General features: G+C 50.1%; 11 protein-coding genes. 4 read left to right on the forward strand and 7 right to left on the reverse strand.

The window, feature by feature from the left end:
* Positions 1-129 precede the first annotated feature (129 nt).
* Complete coding sequence (gene gltB / locus MJZ25_13970) at positions 130-4,599, forward strand: glutamate synthase large subunit (protein MCQ2125281.1); 4,470 nt, start codon at positions 130-132, stop codon at positions 4,597-4,599.
* Positions 4,600-4,679: 80 nt separating this feature from the next.
* Positions 4,680-6,020 (forward strand): glutamate synthase subunit beta, encoded by a 1,341-nt coding sequence (locus MJZ25_13975; GenBank protein MCQ2125282.1) that lies wholly within the window; start codon positions 4,680-4,682, stop codon positions 6,018-6,020.
* A 183-nt stretch (positions 6,021-6,203) separates the two neighbouring features.
* Here MJZ25_13975 and MJZ25_13980 read toward each other — a convergent pair whose 3' ends face one another.
* From MJZ25_13980 to MJZ25_14010, 7 genes are all read right to left on the reverse strand, one after another.
* The gene (locus tag MJZ25_13980) at positions 6,204-9,545 is read right to left on the reverse strand and encodes a DEAD/DEAH box helicase family protein (GenBank protein ID MCQ2125283.1); all 3,342 of its coding nucleotides are present in this window, start codon (positions 9,543-9,545) and stop codon (positions 6,204-6,206) included.
* A 9-nt stretch (positions 9,546-9,554) separates the two neighbouring features.
* Positions 9,555-9,752: a DUF3791 domain-containing protein gene (locus MJZ25_13985; GenBank protein ID MCQ2125284.1), complete on the reverse strand. Its 198-nt coding sequence runs from the start codon at positions 9,750-9,752 to the stop codon at positions 9,555-9,557.
* Positions 9,749-10,237, reverse strand: coding sequence for a DUF3990 domain-containing protein (locus MJZ25_13990; GenBank protein MCQ2125285.1), 489 nt, complete (start codon positions 10,235-10,237; stop codon positions 9,749-9,751). The genes MJZ25_13985 and MJZ25_13990 overlap by 4 nt, the downstream gene beginning before the upstream one ends.
* Positions 10,234-10,473 carry a DUF3791 domain-containing protein gene (locus MJZ25_13995; GenBank protein ID MCQ2125286.1) on the reverse strand — a complete coding sequence of 80 codons (240 nt, stop codon included), beginning with the start codon at positions 10,471-10,473 and terminating at the stop codon, positions 10,234-10,236. Before MJZ25_13995 ends, MJZ25_13990 begins: the two co-directional genes overlap by 4 nt.
* A gap of 19 nt (positions 10,474-10,492) precedes the next feature.
* A complete protein-coding gene (locus MJZ25_14000; protein MCQ2125287.1) occupies positions 10,493-11,605 on the reverse strand; it encodes a restriction endonuclease subunit S in 1,113 nt (370 codons plus the stop codon).
* 255 nt (positions 11,606-11,860) lie between these two features.
* The gene (locus tag MJZ25_14005; GenBank protein MCQ2125288.1) at positions 11,861-13,354 is read right to left on the reverse strand and encodes a type I restriction-modification system subunit M; all 1,494 of its coding nucleotides are present in this window, start codon (positions 13,352-13,354) and stop codon (positions 11,861-11,863) included.
* Between the two features lie 65 nt (positions 13,355-13,419).
* Complete coding sequence (locus MJZ25_14010) at positions 13,420-14,349, reverse strand: hypothetical protein (GenBank protein MCQ2125289.1); 930 nt, start codon at positions 14,347-14,349, stop codon at positions 13,420-13,422.
* 292 nt (positions 14,350-14,641) lie between these two features.
* Between MJZ25_14010 and dapF the strand changes: the two genes are divergently transcribed.
* Together dapF and MJZ25_14020 are read left to right on the forward strand one after the other, a co-directional pair.
* A complete protein-coding gene (gene dapF, locus MJZ25_14015) occupies positions 14,642-15,529 on the forward strand; it encodes a diaminopimelate epimerase (protein ID MCQ2125290.1) in 888 nt (295 codons plus the stop codon).
* 126 nt (positions 15,530-15,655) lie between these two features.
* The coding region (locus MJZ25_14020) for an LL-diaminopimelate aminotransferase (protein ID MCQ2125291.1) at positions 15,656-16,686 on the forward strand (1,031 nt) is incomplete at its 3' end.

The following is a 16,686-nucleotide window of genomic DNA, read 5'->3' on the forward strand; positions in this document are numbered from 1 at the left end:
TTAAGGGCTTATTTTTACCCAAAATGTAAAAGTTTTCAATTTTTGTTCATTTCTTGTGCTGTTTATGAAATTTTGGCACGCATTTTGCAATTAAGCCGCGGAAAAATTAAAAACACAAGGAATAAAACAATGAAAGCTCAAGCTCTTTACAATCCGGCTAACGAACATGACGCCTGCGGTGTCGGCTTGGTAGCCAATATTAATAATGTAGCATCCCACCAGATTGTGCTTCAGGGCATTACCGTCCTGAAGCGTCTCATGCATCGTGGTGCGGCTGGTGGCGACCCGGAAACGGGTGATGGCGCCGGCCTTTTGCTTTCTATGCCCCATAAGTTCTTCCGCAAGCTCTATAGCGACCTTCCGGAAAAATACGGCGTGGCCATGGTTTTCGTGGACAACTCTGTTGCTGCTGATTCCTATGACGCAAAGATCAAGGAACTTGCCGCTGCCGAAGGTTGCCCGGTCCTGAAGATCCGCGAAGTTCCGGTAGACCCCAAGGCTATTGGCCGCACCGCCCGCGAAACCCTCCCGCACATCCGTCAGTACTTCTTCGACGGTTCTTCCATTGCAGCATCTGCCCTGGATAAGGATGGGGAAGGTTATAATCCCTTTGAATTGAAGCTTTATGTGCTGCGCCGCCAGATTGAAAAGGCCTGCGAAAGCGTCTATGTCTGCTCCTGCTCCAGCAGAACCATTGTCTATAAGGGTCTTCTCCTTGCTATCCAGATCGAAGCCTTCTACAAGGACCTGAATGACGTTGATTTCGAAAGCCCCATCGCTCTCGTTCACCAGCGCTATTCTACCAATACTTTCCCCACCTGGCCTTTGGCTCATCCGTTCCGCTACCTGGCTCACAACGGTGAAATCAATACCCTCCGCGGTAACTTGAACAGCCTGAAGGCTCGTGAACCTCACCTGAAGAGCGAACGTTTCGGCGAAGATCTCCAGAAGCTTCTGCCCTTGATTTCTGCAGGCCAGAGCGACTCCGCTAGCCTCGACAACATGTTCGAACTTTTGGTTGCTGCAGGTCGTAGCCTCCCGCACGCCATCCTCATGATGATGCCGCAGGCTTGGGGTGCAAAGCACTATATGGGCCGCGACGTCCGTGGCTTCTTCGAATATGAATCCATGCTTATGGAACCGTGGGATGGCCCCGCAGCCGTGGCTTTCTCCGACGGTATCAATGCCGGTGCAATCCTTGACCGTAACGGCCTTCGTCCGGCACGTTACACCCTTTGCAAGGATGGCCTCTTCGTGATGGCTTCTGAAACGGGTGTCTTGGACATCAACGACGCCGACGTAGAAGAAAAGGGCCGTCTCAAACCCGGTGAAATCATTTACCTGGATATCGAAAACCATCGTATCCTGAAGAACGCCGAAATGAAGGCCTTCGTTGCTCGTAGCAAGCCCTACCGTCGTTGGGTTGCCGAAAACAAGATGAGCGTCCGCGGCCTCTTCAGCGAAATCAACCCGTCTGACGTACCTGATGATTTGCTGATCCAGCAGAAGCGTTTCGGCTACTCTGCTGAAGACCTGAGCGTTATTCTCCAGCCCATGGCCAAGAACGGTCAGGAACCTATCGGTTCCATGGGTAACGACGCCGCTCTCGCTGTTCTTTCCGACAAGCCCCAGCCGCTGTTCAATTACTTCAAGCAGCTGTTCGCACAGGTGACCAATCCGCCTATCGACCCGATTCGTGAAGAATTGGTCATGTCCCTTACCACTTACATCGGTAACCACGGCAACATCCTGGAAGAAACTCCGGAACAGGCTCACCTCATCAAGATTCCTCGCCCCATTGTTACCGAAGACGAAATCAAGCACTTCGAAAACATCGGCGATAAGAGCTTCAAGGCCAAGGTGCTCAAGATGCAGTTCCCCATGGGTGGTAACGGCGAAGTTCTTGAAGCTGCCTTGCAGAATCTGGCTGGCGACGCTGTCCGCGCTGTTCAGGAAGGTTTCAACATTATCGTTCTTTCCGATAAGAATGTGGACTGGGGCTATGTTCCCATGCCGTCTCTGTTGGCAACTGCAGCCGTCAACCGTACTTTGGTTGAAGCTGGCGTCCGTCCGGAAATCGGCTTGATCGTTCAGTCCGGTGAAGTTCGCGAAGTCATGCATTTCGCCTTGCTCCTGGGCTACGGTGCAACTGTTATCAACCCGTATCTGGCATTCCAGAGCATTACCAACATGTGCCACACCGGCGAACTGGACGTGGGTCCTGTCACCGCCGCTGCAAACTACGTCAAGGCTGTGGACAAGGGTCTTTTGAAGATCATGTCCAAGATGGGTATTTCTACGCTGCGTAGCTATCGCAGTGCCCAGATCTTTGAAGCTGTTGGCTTGAACCACGAAATTATTGAAAAGTTCCTGCCGGGTACTGCAAGCCGCATCGAAGGTATCGGCCTTGCTGAAATCGCTCAGGAAGTGGAACAGCGCAACAACATTTCCCTGAAGGACGCAAGCCCCATTCTTAAGGAAGGTGGCCAGTACAAGTTCCGTAAGGATGGCGAAATGCACTTGTGGACTCCGCAGTCCCTGGGCGCCTTCCGTCAGGCTGTGCAGCTGGGCGACTACGCAAAGTTCAAGACCTACTCCAAGCTTATCGACGATCAGTCCCAGCGCTTGGCAACTCTTCGCGGTCTCTTCAAGTTCAAGGAAACCACTCCCATCGATATTTCCGAAGTTGAATCCCGTGAATCCATCATCAAGCATTTCGTTGCTGGTGCAATGAGCCTTGGTTCCTTGAGCCCGGAAGCTCACGAAGCAATCGCTATCGCCATGAACCGTAACGGCGCCATGAGCAACTGCGGTGAAGGTGGTGAAGACCCGGATCGCGATACTCCGGCAGCAAACGGCGACGTTCGTAGCAGCGCCATCCGTCAGATCGCTTCTGGTCGTTTCGGTGTGACCATCGATTACCTCCGCAAGGCAAAGGATTTGCAGATCAAGATGGCTCAGGGTGCAAAGCCCGGTGAAGGTGGCCAGCTGCCTGCCCACAAGGTGAACGAATTTGTGGCTCGCATCCGTCATTCTATCCCGAATGTGTCCCTCATTTCTCCTCCGCCGCATCATGACATTTACTCCATCGAAGATCTGGCTCAGTTGATCTACGACCTTCGTAACTCCAACCCCAAGGCCCGTGTTTCAGTGAAGCTTGTTTCCGAAGTGGGTGTGGGTACGGTTGCTGCTGGTGTGGCTAAGGCTCACGCAGACGTGGTCCTCATTTCTGGCCACGACGGTGGTACCGGTGCTTCTCCGCTTACCTCCATCAAGCATGCCGGTCTTCCTTGGGAATTGGGCATTGCCGAAGCTGAACAGACTCTCGTTTTGAACGACCTCCGCGGCCGCGTGAAGCTCCAGGTGGATGGTCAGTTGAAGACTGGTCGTGACGTTGTGATCGCTGCCCTCCTTGGTGCAGAAGAATTCGGTTTTGCAACCAACCTGCTGGCAAGCCTTGGCTGTATCATGGACCGTAAGTGCCATACCAACCAGTGCCCCATGGGTCTCGCAACCCAGGATCCGGAACTCCGCAAGCACTTCAAGGGCAAGCCGGAATACGTTGAAAACTTCCTGTACTTCATCGCTGACGAAATCCGCGAAATCCTCGCAAGCCTTGGTCTCAAGAGCCTCGACGAAGCCTGCGGCCGTAGCGATCTCCTTGACATGAATTCTGCCATTGAATTCTACAAGGCCAAGAAGCTGGACTTCAGTAAGATCTTCGCCTCTGTTGACGCCGGTAATGGTAAGGAACAGATCAAGAAGCACGATCCGAACTTCGTTCCTGAAGAACTGGTGAACTTCGACCGTCGCGAACTCCTGCCTTTCGTACAGGATACTTTGAAGACTGGCAAGCCGGTAGAAATTTCCGCTATGATCCACAACGTGGACCGTACCGTGGGTACCGAACTTTCTGGCGAAGTGGATGAACACTTTGGTGCAAAGGGCCTTCCGGAAGATACTATCAAGGTTCACTTGCAGGGTGTGGCCGGCCAGAGCTTTGGCGCCTTCCTTGCTCCGGGTATTACTCTCGATATCGAAGGTGAAGTCAACGACTTCATGGGCAAGGGCCTCAGCGGTGGTAAGATTATCGTTCGCCCGTCCAAGAACGCATCCTTCAAGGCTGAAGACAACGTCATCGCCGGTAACGTTATCGGTTACGGTGGTACCAGCGGTAAGGTGTTCATCAACGGTCTCGCTGGCGAACGCTTCGGTATCCGTAACTCTGGTATGCTGCTTGTTACCGAAGGTGTTGGTGACCATGGTTGCGAATACATGACTGGTGGCCGTGTAGTTGTTCTCGGTCGCGTAGGCGTGAACTTCGCTGCAGGTATGACTGGTGGCTTTGCTTACATCTACGATGAAACCGGTCACTTCGACTTGAGCTGCAACGTGGATTCCGTTGACTTGGAAAGCGTTCTCCCGGGTACCGAAAGCGAAACTGAATTGCTTGACATCATCAAGCAGCATGTGGAAGCAACCGGTTCTGAAAAGGGCCGCCGCATTCTCGAAGACTGGAACAATTCTCGCCCGAAGTTCGTGAAGGTCTTCCCGGTGGAATACCGCAACGCTCTTGCAAAGCAGGCCGCTGCAAAATAAATCAACTTCAAACTATCGCGTCTGTTGAATGGAAGGCGCGATAGTTTGTCTTTTTTAACGCACTTTAAAAGGATCAAATTATGGCATTAGTACAAAGAATTCAGGACGTGTACCGCCCCGTAGAAGAACGCGTTAAGGACTTGAAGGAAGTTGAACGCCTCTTCACGGAAGAAGAAATCAAGGCTCAGGCTGGCCGCTGCGCAGACTGTGGCATTCCCTTCTGCCATGGAGCAGGCTGCCCTCTGGGTAACCTCATTCCCGAATTTAACACGGCTGTTGCTGCAGGCGATCTTCGCAAGGGTTACGATATCATTAGCAAGACCGCATTCTTCCCGGAATTTACCGGTCGCGTTTGCCCCGCCCTCTGCGAAGCAAGCTGCACCCGCCAGCTGAACGATGACGCCGTCATGGTTCGCCAGGTGGAAAAGTACATGATCGAAACCGCCTTCAAGGAAGGCTGGGTGGAACAGCCCGCTGCCACTCCCAACGGCAAGACCGTTGCCGTGATCGGTGGTGGCCCTGCTGGCCTCTTTGCCGCAGAAGCATTGCGTCGCAAGGGTTACGCTGTAACCGTTTACGAAAAGAAGCCCAAGGTGGGCGGCCTTCTCCGTTACGGCATTCCTAACTGGAAACTGGAAAAGGAAATCATTGACCGTCGCGTGGCTCTTCTTGAAGCTGCCGGCATCAAGTTTGTCTGCAATTGCGAAATCGGCAAGGACATTTCCGCCGAATACATTCGCAAGAATTTTGACTACCTGTTCCTGGCCATCGGTACTCCCAACGCCCGCGACTTGAACATTCCTGGCCGCGATGCCGAAGGTATCTACCTCGCTCTGGACTTCCTCCACGGCGAAGGCGAAAAGTACAGTGCCAAGGGCAAGAAGGTCCTGATTATTGGCGGTGGTGACACCGGTAACGACTGCGTGGGTAAATCCCTCCGTGAAGGCTGCAAGAGCGTGCTCCAGGTGGAATTTATGCCCAAGCCTCCTGAAGAACGTTCCCCGTCCACCCCGTGGCCCGATTGGCCGTACATGCTGCGTACCAGCTACGCCCATCACGAAGGTGGCGAACGCCGCTGGAATGTGTCTTCCAAGCAGTTCATTGTGAAGGATGGCAAGGTTGCTGGCGTTGAAGCCGTGAAGGTTGAATGGGAAATGGCTCCCAATGGTCGCCCCATCAAGCCCAACGAAGTTCCCAATTCTACAGAAATCATCGACGCTGACTTGGTGGTTCTGGCAATGGGCTTCACCGGCGTTCCTGCCGACGGCATCGTGAAGGATCTGGGCCTCGAACTGACTCCGCGTACCGCAATCATTCAGGATCCGTCCCGCAACATCTACGCTGTAGGTGACTGCGCTAACGGCGCTTCCCTGGTGGTCCGCGCCATGGCCGACGCAAAGGCTAAAACCTCTAGGTTTTAGCCAAGTATGAAGTATGATGTATGAATTATGAGAGGGCGCAAATCATAACTGCGGCGCAGCCGCGATTATAAGTCTCATACCTCGTACTTTGTAATTAATAATTGCGCCGAAGGCGCTAAAAGAGTTCCTTGTGTAACAACACGGGCCGCTGGTGGATAAAACCGCTGGCGGCCTTTTTATTTTCTATCCTTGCATTCCTGGATTTACCACTCCGTGAACTTCATTCACATAATGAGTTAACGGAATCATCTTGTCCTCAAAAATCTCTAGGACAACCTCTCCGAAGGGGTCTTCATTCACAACGATATCCGTGGTAATATCCCCGTTCTCGCAGACATACGAAATGACATCCATCAGGAATTCTTCCTGATCAGAGTTGAGTTGGCTACCCGACAAAAACTTGTTGAATCGTTCCAGAGCAACACCGCGATCGACACCGATAAGCGAGCGAATAAGGATGGCAACATTCTCGCTACCCGCCATGCCCTCGGAAAACTTTTCGTAGTCTTCCTTGGACCCCAGTTCCTTCCACATGACTCGCTCTAGCTCGATGATGTCGTCATTGGAGAGCTGTTCCAAGTTGTAAATCTTGCGCAGGACCGGATCTTTGTCCTTTGAGGCCAAGTAGTCCATAACGCGCTGCTTGTATGTTACCCGTGTCTGCACACCGGTACTTTCGCCGTCATCGACTAAAACATCCCCGATATCCAGGGTAAAAGTTTTTCCGCCGTCACCTACGAGGAACTTGATGAGGTCGCGAAGTTCCAGACGCACTTTTTCCAGCCAGCAAAGGGAAAGATTTTCCCAAGCGACAGGATTTACGACTTCCTTGATGGTGTCCATTTTGGCAACCACTTGCGGAATGGACGCCTTAGTCATGAGGCGTTCTGCCAGCTTCTGTACATGAACAATGGGCTTGCTAGCATTAAATTCACTGTTCACATAGCCCAGTTCAATGGCGAGCACCAGCACATCAAACTTCTTGGCATTCTCGTCCTGGGTGTTGCGGGACAGTAGCGGAGCTATATCGCACTTGAGGGTCTCCACATTGGCTGCGGTCAAACAAACCCAAGCCTCATCGTTCTTGAAATGGCTTACGGCATCCCAACGGTGGCGAACGGAAATGTGGCTATCCGAAAGAACGCCAACCTGATTTTTCATGACGGTCTTCAGTTCGTCATGGAGCCCCTTGCAGAACTCGTCTTCTTGATACTTCTGATGTTGCAGGTGGAACGCAATTTCTGCACGGAGGCCAAACAGATGCTCCGTAAGGGATACATTCTGCTTAACAACATTACCGTCGGGATTCTTTTCGAAGAACTCAAAGTTACGGCACCAGTCAAAGATGTAAAAACATTCCTTGTCCTTGCCGGGTCCGAAAATGTCCTGAGAAAGGCGGGTGCCGCGTCCAATCATCTGCATAAACTTGATCTTGGACTTTACAACCTTGAAAAACACCAGGTTCAAGACATCGGGAATGTCGATGCCGGTATCCAGCATATCTACAGATACGGCTATCTGCGGGTCCTTATCGCGAACTTCCATCTTGTCGATCAGGTCTTGAGAGTAAGTGACGTAATTGTCGATAAGGGCGCAGAATTCGGAACCGTATGTCGGATACATCAAATTAAATCGTTCTACGATCAGCTCTGCGTGCTTGTGGTTGTAAGCGAAGATGATGGACTTGCCGATGCGTTCCCCGCTCTGAACCTTCAAGCCGTTTTCCATAAGGTCCTGGAGAACCAAATCAATGGTGTCCTTGTTATAGATGTACTTGAAAATTTCGTCACTGCGGATATCTCGGCCACGCACATTGGCACCGGAGTTCAGTTCCTGCAAGGTTTCCTCGTAGTCCCAGACCTTTTCCAGCTGATCCTTTTCCTGGGCAGAGAGGCTGCTGTACTTTATGCCTTCCTTAAGAATCATGGAGCCACGCTTGAAGCCCCGGTAATTCACGAGGAACCCGTCGGCCACGGCATCTTCCAGTTCGTAAGCAAAGTTCGGCGCACCGTCCTCCATTCCAAACAAGTCGTATGTGCTCTTGTCCACTTCGTTACGAGGCGTTGCGGTAAGACCCAGCAGCAGACTGTCAAAGTAATTGAAAATAGCTCCATATTTACCGAAGACACTGCGGTGGGCTTCGTCAATAATGACCAGGTCAAATCGGCCAACGGAGAACGGCTTGTCTTCGGAGTCGATATAGTTGATCATGGTCTGGTAAGTACTGAAAACGATACGGGCGTTTGGATCGATACCGGCCTTGTTGCTCTGGTCGCTCAATACGGTAATGGTGGCGTTCGGCAAGAGTTTCGCAAAATTCTTCTTGGCCTGGGAAACGAGTGAAGTTCGGTCTGCCAAGAACAGCACGTTCTTCACCCAGTCGTTTCGCATGAGAACGTCAACCATGGAAATGGAAACGCGTGTCTTGCCGGTACCGGTTGCCATTACCAGAAGACCGCGGCGGTGCTTTTGATTGTACCACTCGCAAACAGACTTGATTGCCATTTTTTGATAGTGGCGGTCGGTAATGTTCGGATTCACGGAAAAGTCGCTAATATCCTTGCGGCCACGCTTTTGTATGAGACGAACAAGATCGTCTTCGGAATGGAAACCATAAAGGCGGCGTGGAGGATAGCCAAGGCCGTCTATAACGTTGGTTTCGAAACCGTTGGTGTAATAAATTACCGGACGCACCCCGTAGCGTTTTTCTAGGCAGTCTGCATACAGTTCTGCCTGGTGTTTTCCTTTCAGCGGAGATACGGAAGTCTTCTTGGCTTCTACGACGGCCAGGGGCAGGCCGTTGGCGCCGAACAAGACATAATCGGCATAACCGATGCCATGCTCATTGGGCATGCCTTCAACTTCGACTTCGATGCAGGCCTTAGACGGCTTTACGGTACCCTCTACATCCAACACATTCCAGCCTGCTTCCCTGAGCATCAAGTCGATGTAGAGCTTGCGGGTCTCGGCTTCGGAAATGTCGCTAGGCATTTCCATTTCGGGAACAGCAACTTCGCTAGAAACAGATTCCTTATCAACATTTGCAACGAGAGGATCGTCAGCCTTGACTTCTATTTTGGGAACTTCGATTGCGGGCGCAAACTTTGAATCCGGGATTAAAGCCTTGTCAAAAACGGCAACGGACTTGACAACTTGCAACTTGATGAGGACCGATGCAACTACATTATAAAGATTCAGCAGGCAAAAGAAGGATTCCTTTTTGCTGACGCTGCCCTCGTGGGTTCCCGCATTGCCAACTTTACGAACATAATGCACGGCCCGCATTACTTTTTCATCGTTAATGAAGGTCCTGAACGCTTCACCGTCGATAAGTTCAAACAGGGATGTCCGTTCCGAGAAAGCCACCTGTTTCATGGCATAAATGGATTTGACCACATATTCCAAAGCACGCCTGGCGTTAATGGCGCTAAGGTCCGGATGGTTTATCTGGTTGTCTTCTGCTGCAGAACAGAAGTTATACAACTTCGGCAAACCAAGAGACTGCATGTAGTCAAAGTTACGCATAGGATCCACTCATGTTCGCTGCATCATGAATTCGTCAACGACATACTTGTCGCTCATGAGTTGCAAACCTGTTTCGGGATTGTGCAGCTGCATGCAGACCTTGCTTTCATAAAAAATAAGAAGGGCCTGCGATTGACTTACATTCAAACGAACGGCCAGTTCAGCTATAACTCTTGCGATTTTGTGTTGCAAAGTATAGTCTTTCATAGAGCGTACGACCTGATGAACTTCAAATATTGTTCAATGATTTCTTGATTTATAATAGCAATTTGGTTGTTCGGCTTGTGATAGCGCAACTGACCAAGAGCAAAATCAGCGGATATGATTCCATCCATATAGGCTTCGACAGTGTCAATGACCTTGTCGTTGGCAACTCCGCCTTCTACGATGTCAAAAGACCTGTATGAACCGCCACCTTTTCTGTTGTCAACTACAAAATCCAACCAGGCTTGATTGTATTCTTCAAAACGCAAATAGCGGAAGTTCTTTTTTACAGATTCAATATCAAGGGAATACACAGAAACAATCGGAGTTCCAGATTCCTTTCGCGTGAAAATGATTTTAGACCAGTTCTCAGCCTGATCTTTAATATCCGTTGTGTAAAAAGCCTTGCCAAAATCCAGGTTTGCACGACCGAGAGAGACAAGCGGTTTTGACACCTCAATATTTGAACCGTGGAAAACAGTAATCATAGAGAACCTGCTTTTGACTCTCGGGCTTCTAGGGATTCTATGAGATCGTCAGCGACATAGTCGCGGCTCTGGGTATGGAGCATTTCATAAAATTTCCAAAGACGGCCTTCGATAAGGTCGTACTTTTGCAATCGGGCTGTCAGAGCCGTGGTACTTACGCCAAGCTTTTTAGCGGCGGTTTCTATGGCAATAACAGCAAACTGAAGCTGGTCTGAAACTTTTGCAGGCTGGTCCATACGATGAATATAATAAAAATTACCCGAAGTATTTGTCCATGGTGTAGTCCAAGAGTTTCTGCGTCTCGGCGATGGACTGGTTGATGGCTGCCTTCTGCTTCTCGATGGAAGCAATCTTGTCGGCGAAGGATTGCTGCAGAGAGAGGGGCGGGACTTGAACTCTAATGCTTTTTAACTTGGTAACGTTAATCCCTGGCATGATTGCACCTGAACTAACAAGCTGAATTTGGTGTTTAATCATATCGCTTAAATGAAGTTGATACTCCATAAAGACTGGATTAGCTACATTCTCATTTAATCGAAGACGCAGAACGTCGGAATGGATAATCCCAGGTTCAAAGCTATACGGAAATACAGAACACTGCCCTACATTTCCTTTACGAGACATAACAATATCCCCTGGGATAACGGAATAGTCCTTTAATGCTTCAGCCTTTTCATGCGTTACAAAATCCGTAGGAAGAATTGAGAACCGAGAATTAATCTGGGGTATTCCCCACACAGCAATGCCCTCTTTTTTATATTCAGCCTTTGACAACTGCGTACCAAATGGTCCGCATTTTATATCATCCTTTGATTTGCATAAATCAACAAGAACGAAGTCTTTCATTTCTAGGTCGCCGAACATGTCGTAGAAAATGGACTGAGCCAAGGTATCCAATTCTTTTAGCTGAGCCTTCTGTTTCTCCAGCACACCATTCAGCAAATCCAACTCCGCCACAATCCGCTCCTGCTCAGACATTGGTGGAACAGGAATTATCAATTGACGGAAAGATGCCATGTCCAAATTTCGTTGCGCAGCACCTTTACCCAACGAGTAAATTTTGTCATTACTAGAAAGAAGAAATGCATCTACAAATTGTTGAGACAAATTTTCATTATTTGTACTAACTGATAAACCGCTATCATTAAGAAAAAACTTTCCACTTACGAATCGAGTGCACTTAAGCGACATTGCAAATCTTGAAACGATAAAGCAATCTTCTCGGTTGTATCTATCAATTTTGAATGTTGCACCACCACCTCCATACACATCGTATATGGATCCACCATCTTTTTTTTGAACAACCCTTGTTCCAAAATTGATGTTACAGGCTTCATTAAGTGTTTTATATTCCCAATTCTTCTTCACGCACTTACCCAAAATTCTTTTATCTATACCGTTCTAGATTGCCACGTCACTTCGTTCCTCGCAATGACAATTCCCTATACCCTGTACCCTCTAACCTCTAGTTTCTAATTTCTAGTCTCTCTACCAAACCGCTAGACCCTTCGACTTCGCTCAGGGTGACACCGCAAAAACAAAAAAACTATACCCTAATAAAACCTCATACCTCTAGATGCGAAGCATCGACCTCAAAGTGAGCGTAGCGAACGACCTCACACCTCACAAGTACTTCTCCCCAAACTCTTCCATTGCCGCATTAATTTCTTCTTGCAGCTTCTGGATCCGCTTGTACACAACCTTGGGGCTTTCGTACTCCACCTTGACCATCTCCACTTCCTTGTACTTGTTGATGGACAGGTCGTAGTCATTGGCAACAATCTCATCCACAGGAACAAAAAAGGACTGATCCTTGCGAGTGCGGTCCGTTTCGGCATCCAGGTTCTTCCAACGGGCAATGATATCCGGGATGTCGTTCTCGGCACATTCCGTGCGCTTCTGATCCAAAGTGTAGCCGTCGGCCTTCATGTCGTAGAACCAAACCTTGTCAGTGCCGCCTGCATTGGTCTTGGTGAAAACGAGAATCGCAGTTGAAACACCGCTATACGGCTGGAACACGCCGCTGGGCATACTGATGACTGCCTGCAAACGCTGATTCTCGATAAGTTCCTTGCGTATGGCCTTGTGACCCGAACTGTTTCCGAACAGTACGCCATCGGGCACAATGGAGGCGCAGCGTCCGCCCAGGCGAAGCATTCGCACGAACAACGCCAAGAACAGCAACTCCGTTTTCTTGGTCTTGGTAATGGCGAGCAGGTTCTTGTTGATGGCCTCGTAGTCGAGCGACCCTGCAAACGGAGGGTTGGCAAGGCACAGGGAATACCGGTTCTCGTCGGTATTGTCGGTGCTAAGACTGTCGCGATACGCAATGTCCGGATTGTCGGCACCGTGCAGCATCAGGTTCATGGCGCCTATGCGGAGCATGGTCTGGTCCGTGTCAAAGCCATGGAACATTTCGTTGCGGTAATGGTCGGACTTATCCTTTTTCAGCAAATCCTTCTTATGGTGTTCCTGCACGAACTTCGCGGCTTCAACGATAAAGCCCGCAGAACCCATGGCCGGGTCGCATACCGTATCGTCCAGGTTCGGCTCCATCATGTCAACCATCATGCGGATGATGTGGCGGGGAGTACGGAACTGTCCGTTGTTGCCGCTGGCTGCCATCTTGCCCAAGACATACTCATACACGTCACCCATGGTGTCGCGGTTGTTCATGTCTAGGCCATCGATACCTTCGACAATCTTTACCAGGGTTCGGGCGCTCTGAATCAGGAAGGTGGCGCTGTCCATGAACCTGCTGTAGGCGGATTCCTTGCCGTCGTTCAGCGTCTTGATGAAAATGAACACGTCCTTGGACACCAGGCGGTACATGGCCTCGGCTTCCTTGTTCTTGAAATTGCTCCAGCGGAGGTCTGTGTACGGAACATCCCTGTCGGTTTCGGGGTTGTGCCAGTTGCCGGCCTTGAATACAGGATCCTTCACCTTGGCGCCCATGGCGTTAGCGGCGGCCTCCTTCTTCATCTGGGCATCATCCAGCATCTTCATAAAGAACAGGTAGGTCATCTGCTCCAGGATCGTAATGGAATTGGTAATGCCCCCAGTCCAAAAAGTATCCCAGATTGCGTCAATACGGTTCTTGATTTCGCCTGTTATCATGTGGAAAATCCTGTTCGTTGTTTATGCTAAATATAATCTAAATCGGGTCTGGCCAATTTTCCAATTCACTTCAAATCGACGCTTTTGGATTTGTAGGAAATGAGCCTACCCCATCCACCCAAATTTTCCATGTAAGGGCCTGCCATCTTACCGCAAACTCCGTAAACATCGCCCTTGCCTGATAGAAGACCACTCACGCCCACTATTACATAATACTGCCCTGCAGAAGTGTACGAAAAAGCATCCGTTAAAACACTATCCTTGAAAGCTTTTTCAGATCGTATACAATCACCACCATATTTGCAAAATTCAACAAAAGAATACAGCCCGTCCGGCAGGTTGATTCTTGCCGTAACCTGAACCTTGGAACTATCCAGTTTCTTGATTTCTGCCTTGGGCCTAACATCAATGGAATTCGGATTTTGATAAATCTTGGTTGTCTTTGCTTTCTTGGAGAAATTGCCCATATTTACGAGTTCACCATCCAGGTAATATTTCCCGTTCTTTGAATAAAAGCCGAGTTCACCTAAATTCTGGTACAGGACCGCATCTGTTTCAGCCTCGGTATAGGCGGTACCGCCTTCCATCATGGCGTCTTCAACCAAAACGCGGTTCAGCTTTACCAAGTTCATCTTGTAACGCTTTGCCGTTACCACCATGGCGTGGGCGTACCCCTGCAGTTCCCAGGGATAACGCTCGTTAAAGGATTCCAAAATTCCATTGAAAAAGAGTGACGCATCGTGTTTGGGAAGCTTGCTTTTCTTTACCGCCTGGACAACCTCATTGGACGCTTCTTCAATGGCATCGGTCAAGTCGTCGTCTAGTTCGTCTATCGCATATTTAATGTTGCGTGTATTTTCTTCGGTCTGCCTTTCTGCGGATCGATAGCCTGCCGTATTTCTACCAAACACGAACAGATTCATCAGGTCCCCTGCAAAGGATACAGAGACGCACAGGGACAGCGCTATCACGATTCTAGGAAACATTTTGTGCATTTGGACCTCTGTTAGGGTGCTTTTTAAATATATATCCTTCTATTTGACATATTATGACAATTGGGATTGTCCGGTATTGTGTTTTGTAATGAAGTCTATTTTCTATTCTGTTCTTTTACATAAAATGTAAAATAAATGAGTGTGTTTTACATATTGTGTAAAACTTTTCAAATCGTGAAACTTTAAACGCCGGTGAAAATCGGCGTTTTTCTTGTTTTTAGCTTGTTTTACCAAAAATGTAAAAATGGCACGTTTTTTGCTTTAATAGGGGCGAAAATAAGGATTACAATTTATGTCTCTCAAATTCTCTAAATGGACTGGTCTCGGCAACGACTTCGTGCTCGTTGAACCGGGTGAAGCTTTTGATATGACTTTGGGTGCCGACCTGGAAAAGCGCGTCATTGAACTTTGCGACCGCCGTTTCGGTATCGGTGCCGATGGCGTCGTTGTGGTGACTCCGCTTTCTAGTTCCGCCGAATACGTGGTGGCCGAAAAGGATGTCCGCAAGGATGTGGACTGGAGTAAGCCGGGTAACGGCGTTGACTTCGAAATGCGCATCTTTAATGCGGATGGTTCCGAAGCAGCCATGTGCGGCAACGCCACCCGCTGCGTGGCCAAGTTCATTCGTACCCGCGGCCTGGGCAACGGCGATTCCTTTGTGCTTCACACCAAGAGCGGCCTCATCAAGCCGACCATCATGGGCGATGCCAACAAGCTGGAAGACGCTCAGGTTTGCGTGAACATGGGCGCTCCCCGCGATTTCCTGGGTTCCATCAAGCTCACTGCAGATACTTTTGACTTTACCGGCGAAACCGTTTCCATGGGCAACCCCCACACGGTGATTTTTGTGGACGATATCGAAAAGATCCAGCTGGAAAAATGGGGTGCCATTCTCGAAGTGGACAAGCAGTTCCCGGACCGTTGCAATATTGAATTCGCTCAGGTGGTGGCTCCCGGCAAGATCCGTATGCGCGTGTGGGAACGCGGCTGCGGCGTGACTATGGCTTGTGGCACCGGAAGCTGCGCTACTCTCGTGGCAGCCCAGCGTACTGGCCGCGTAGGCCTCGAAGCGGACGTGGTTCTGGATGGCGGAACCCTCCATATTAAGCACGAAGAAGGCGGTCCGGTGTTGATGACCGGCCCTGCCAAGGAATGCTTCACGGGAAGCTATGAGCTGTGAGCCATGAGCCGCACTACGTGCTCTGAGCTAAAGAACCGCGCCGAAGGCGCCAAGTGTTAAACCTCAAAGTGAGCGAAGCGAACGAGCTCACTACTCAAAGGGCGAAGCCCGACCTCAATACTAATTATGAACGAATCTATCATTAATCCATTTTACGATCGCCTTCCTGGCAGCTACCTTTTCTCTACCATTGCCAAGAAAATCAAGGAATACCAGGGCACCCACGCCAATGCCGACATTATCCGTCTGGGTATCGGCGATGTGACTACTCCCATTATTCCTGCCGCCATCGACGCCATGCACAAGGCTGTTGAAGAAATGGCCTGCAAGGACACCTTCCGCGGTTACGGTCCGGAACAGGGTTACGACTTCTTGCGCGAAGCCATCATCCGTGGTGAATACACTCCCCGCGGTGTCGAAATGGATCCGGACGATGTGTTCGTCAGTGACGGTTCCAAGTGCGACGTGGCCAACATTCAGGAACTTTTTGCCGCCGACGTAAAGATCGCCATTCCCGACCCGGTTTATCCTGTCTACCTGGATTCCAACGTGATGGCTGGCCGTACCGGCTTTATGCAGGACGACGGTCACTTCTCTGAAGTTACCTACCTGGCTTCTACCGCCGAAAACAACTTCCAGCCGGACCTTCCCAAGAATCCGGTGCAGCTGATTTACCTGTGCAGCCCCAACAACCCGACCGGTACCGTGCTTAGCCGCGAAACTCTCCAGAAGTTCGTGGACTATGCCAACGAAACTGGCGCTCTCATTCTCTTTGATGGAGCTTACAACTGCTACATCCAGGATGAATCCCTGCCTCACTCCATTTACGAAATTCCGGGCGCCCGCACCTGCGCTATCGAGTTCCGCAGCTTCAGTAAGACTGCTGGCTTTACCGGCGTCCGTTGCGCTTACACCATCGTTCCTCACGAACTGGGCAAGCTCCGCGCCATGTGGAATCGCCGTCAGTGCACCAAGTTTAATGGCGTGAACTACGTGGTTCAGCGCGCTGCCGAAGCTATTTACACTCCCGTGGGCTGGGAACAGACCAAGGCTGTGATCAAGGGCTACATGGACACCGCTGCCATGATCCGCACCGAGCTCACCGCCGCCGGCTACACCGTATTTGGTGGCGAACACGCTCCCTACATCTGGTGGAA

Source organism: Fibrobacter sp. (assembly GCA_024399065.1).
GTDB lineage: Bacteria > Fibrobacterota > Fibrobacteria > Fibrobacterales > Fibrobacteraceae > Fibrobacter.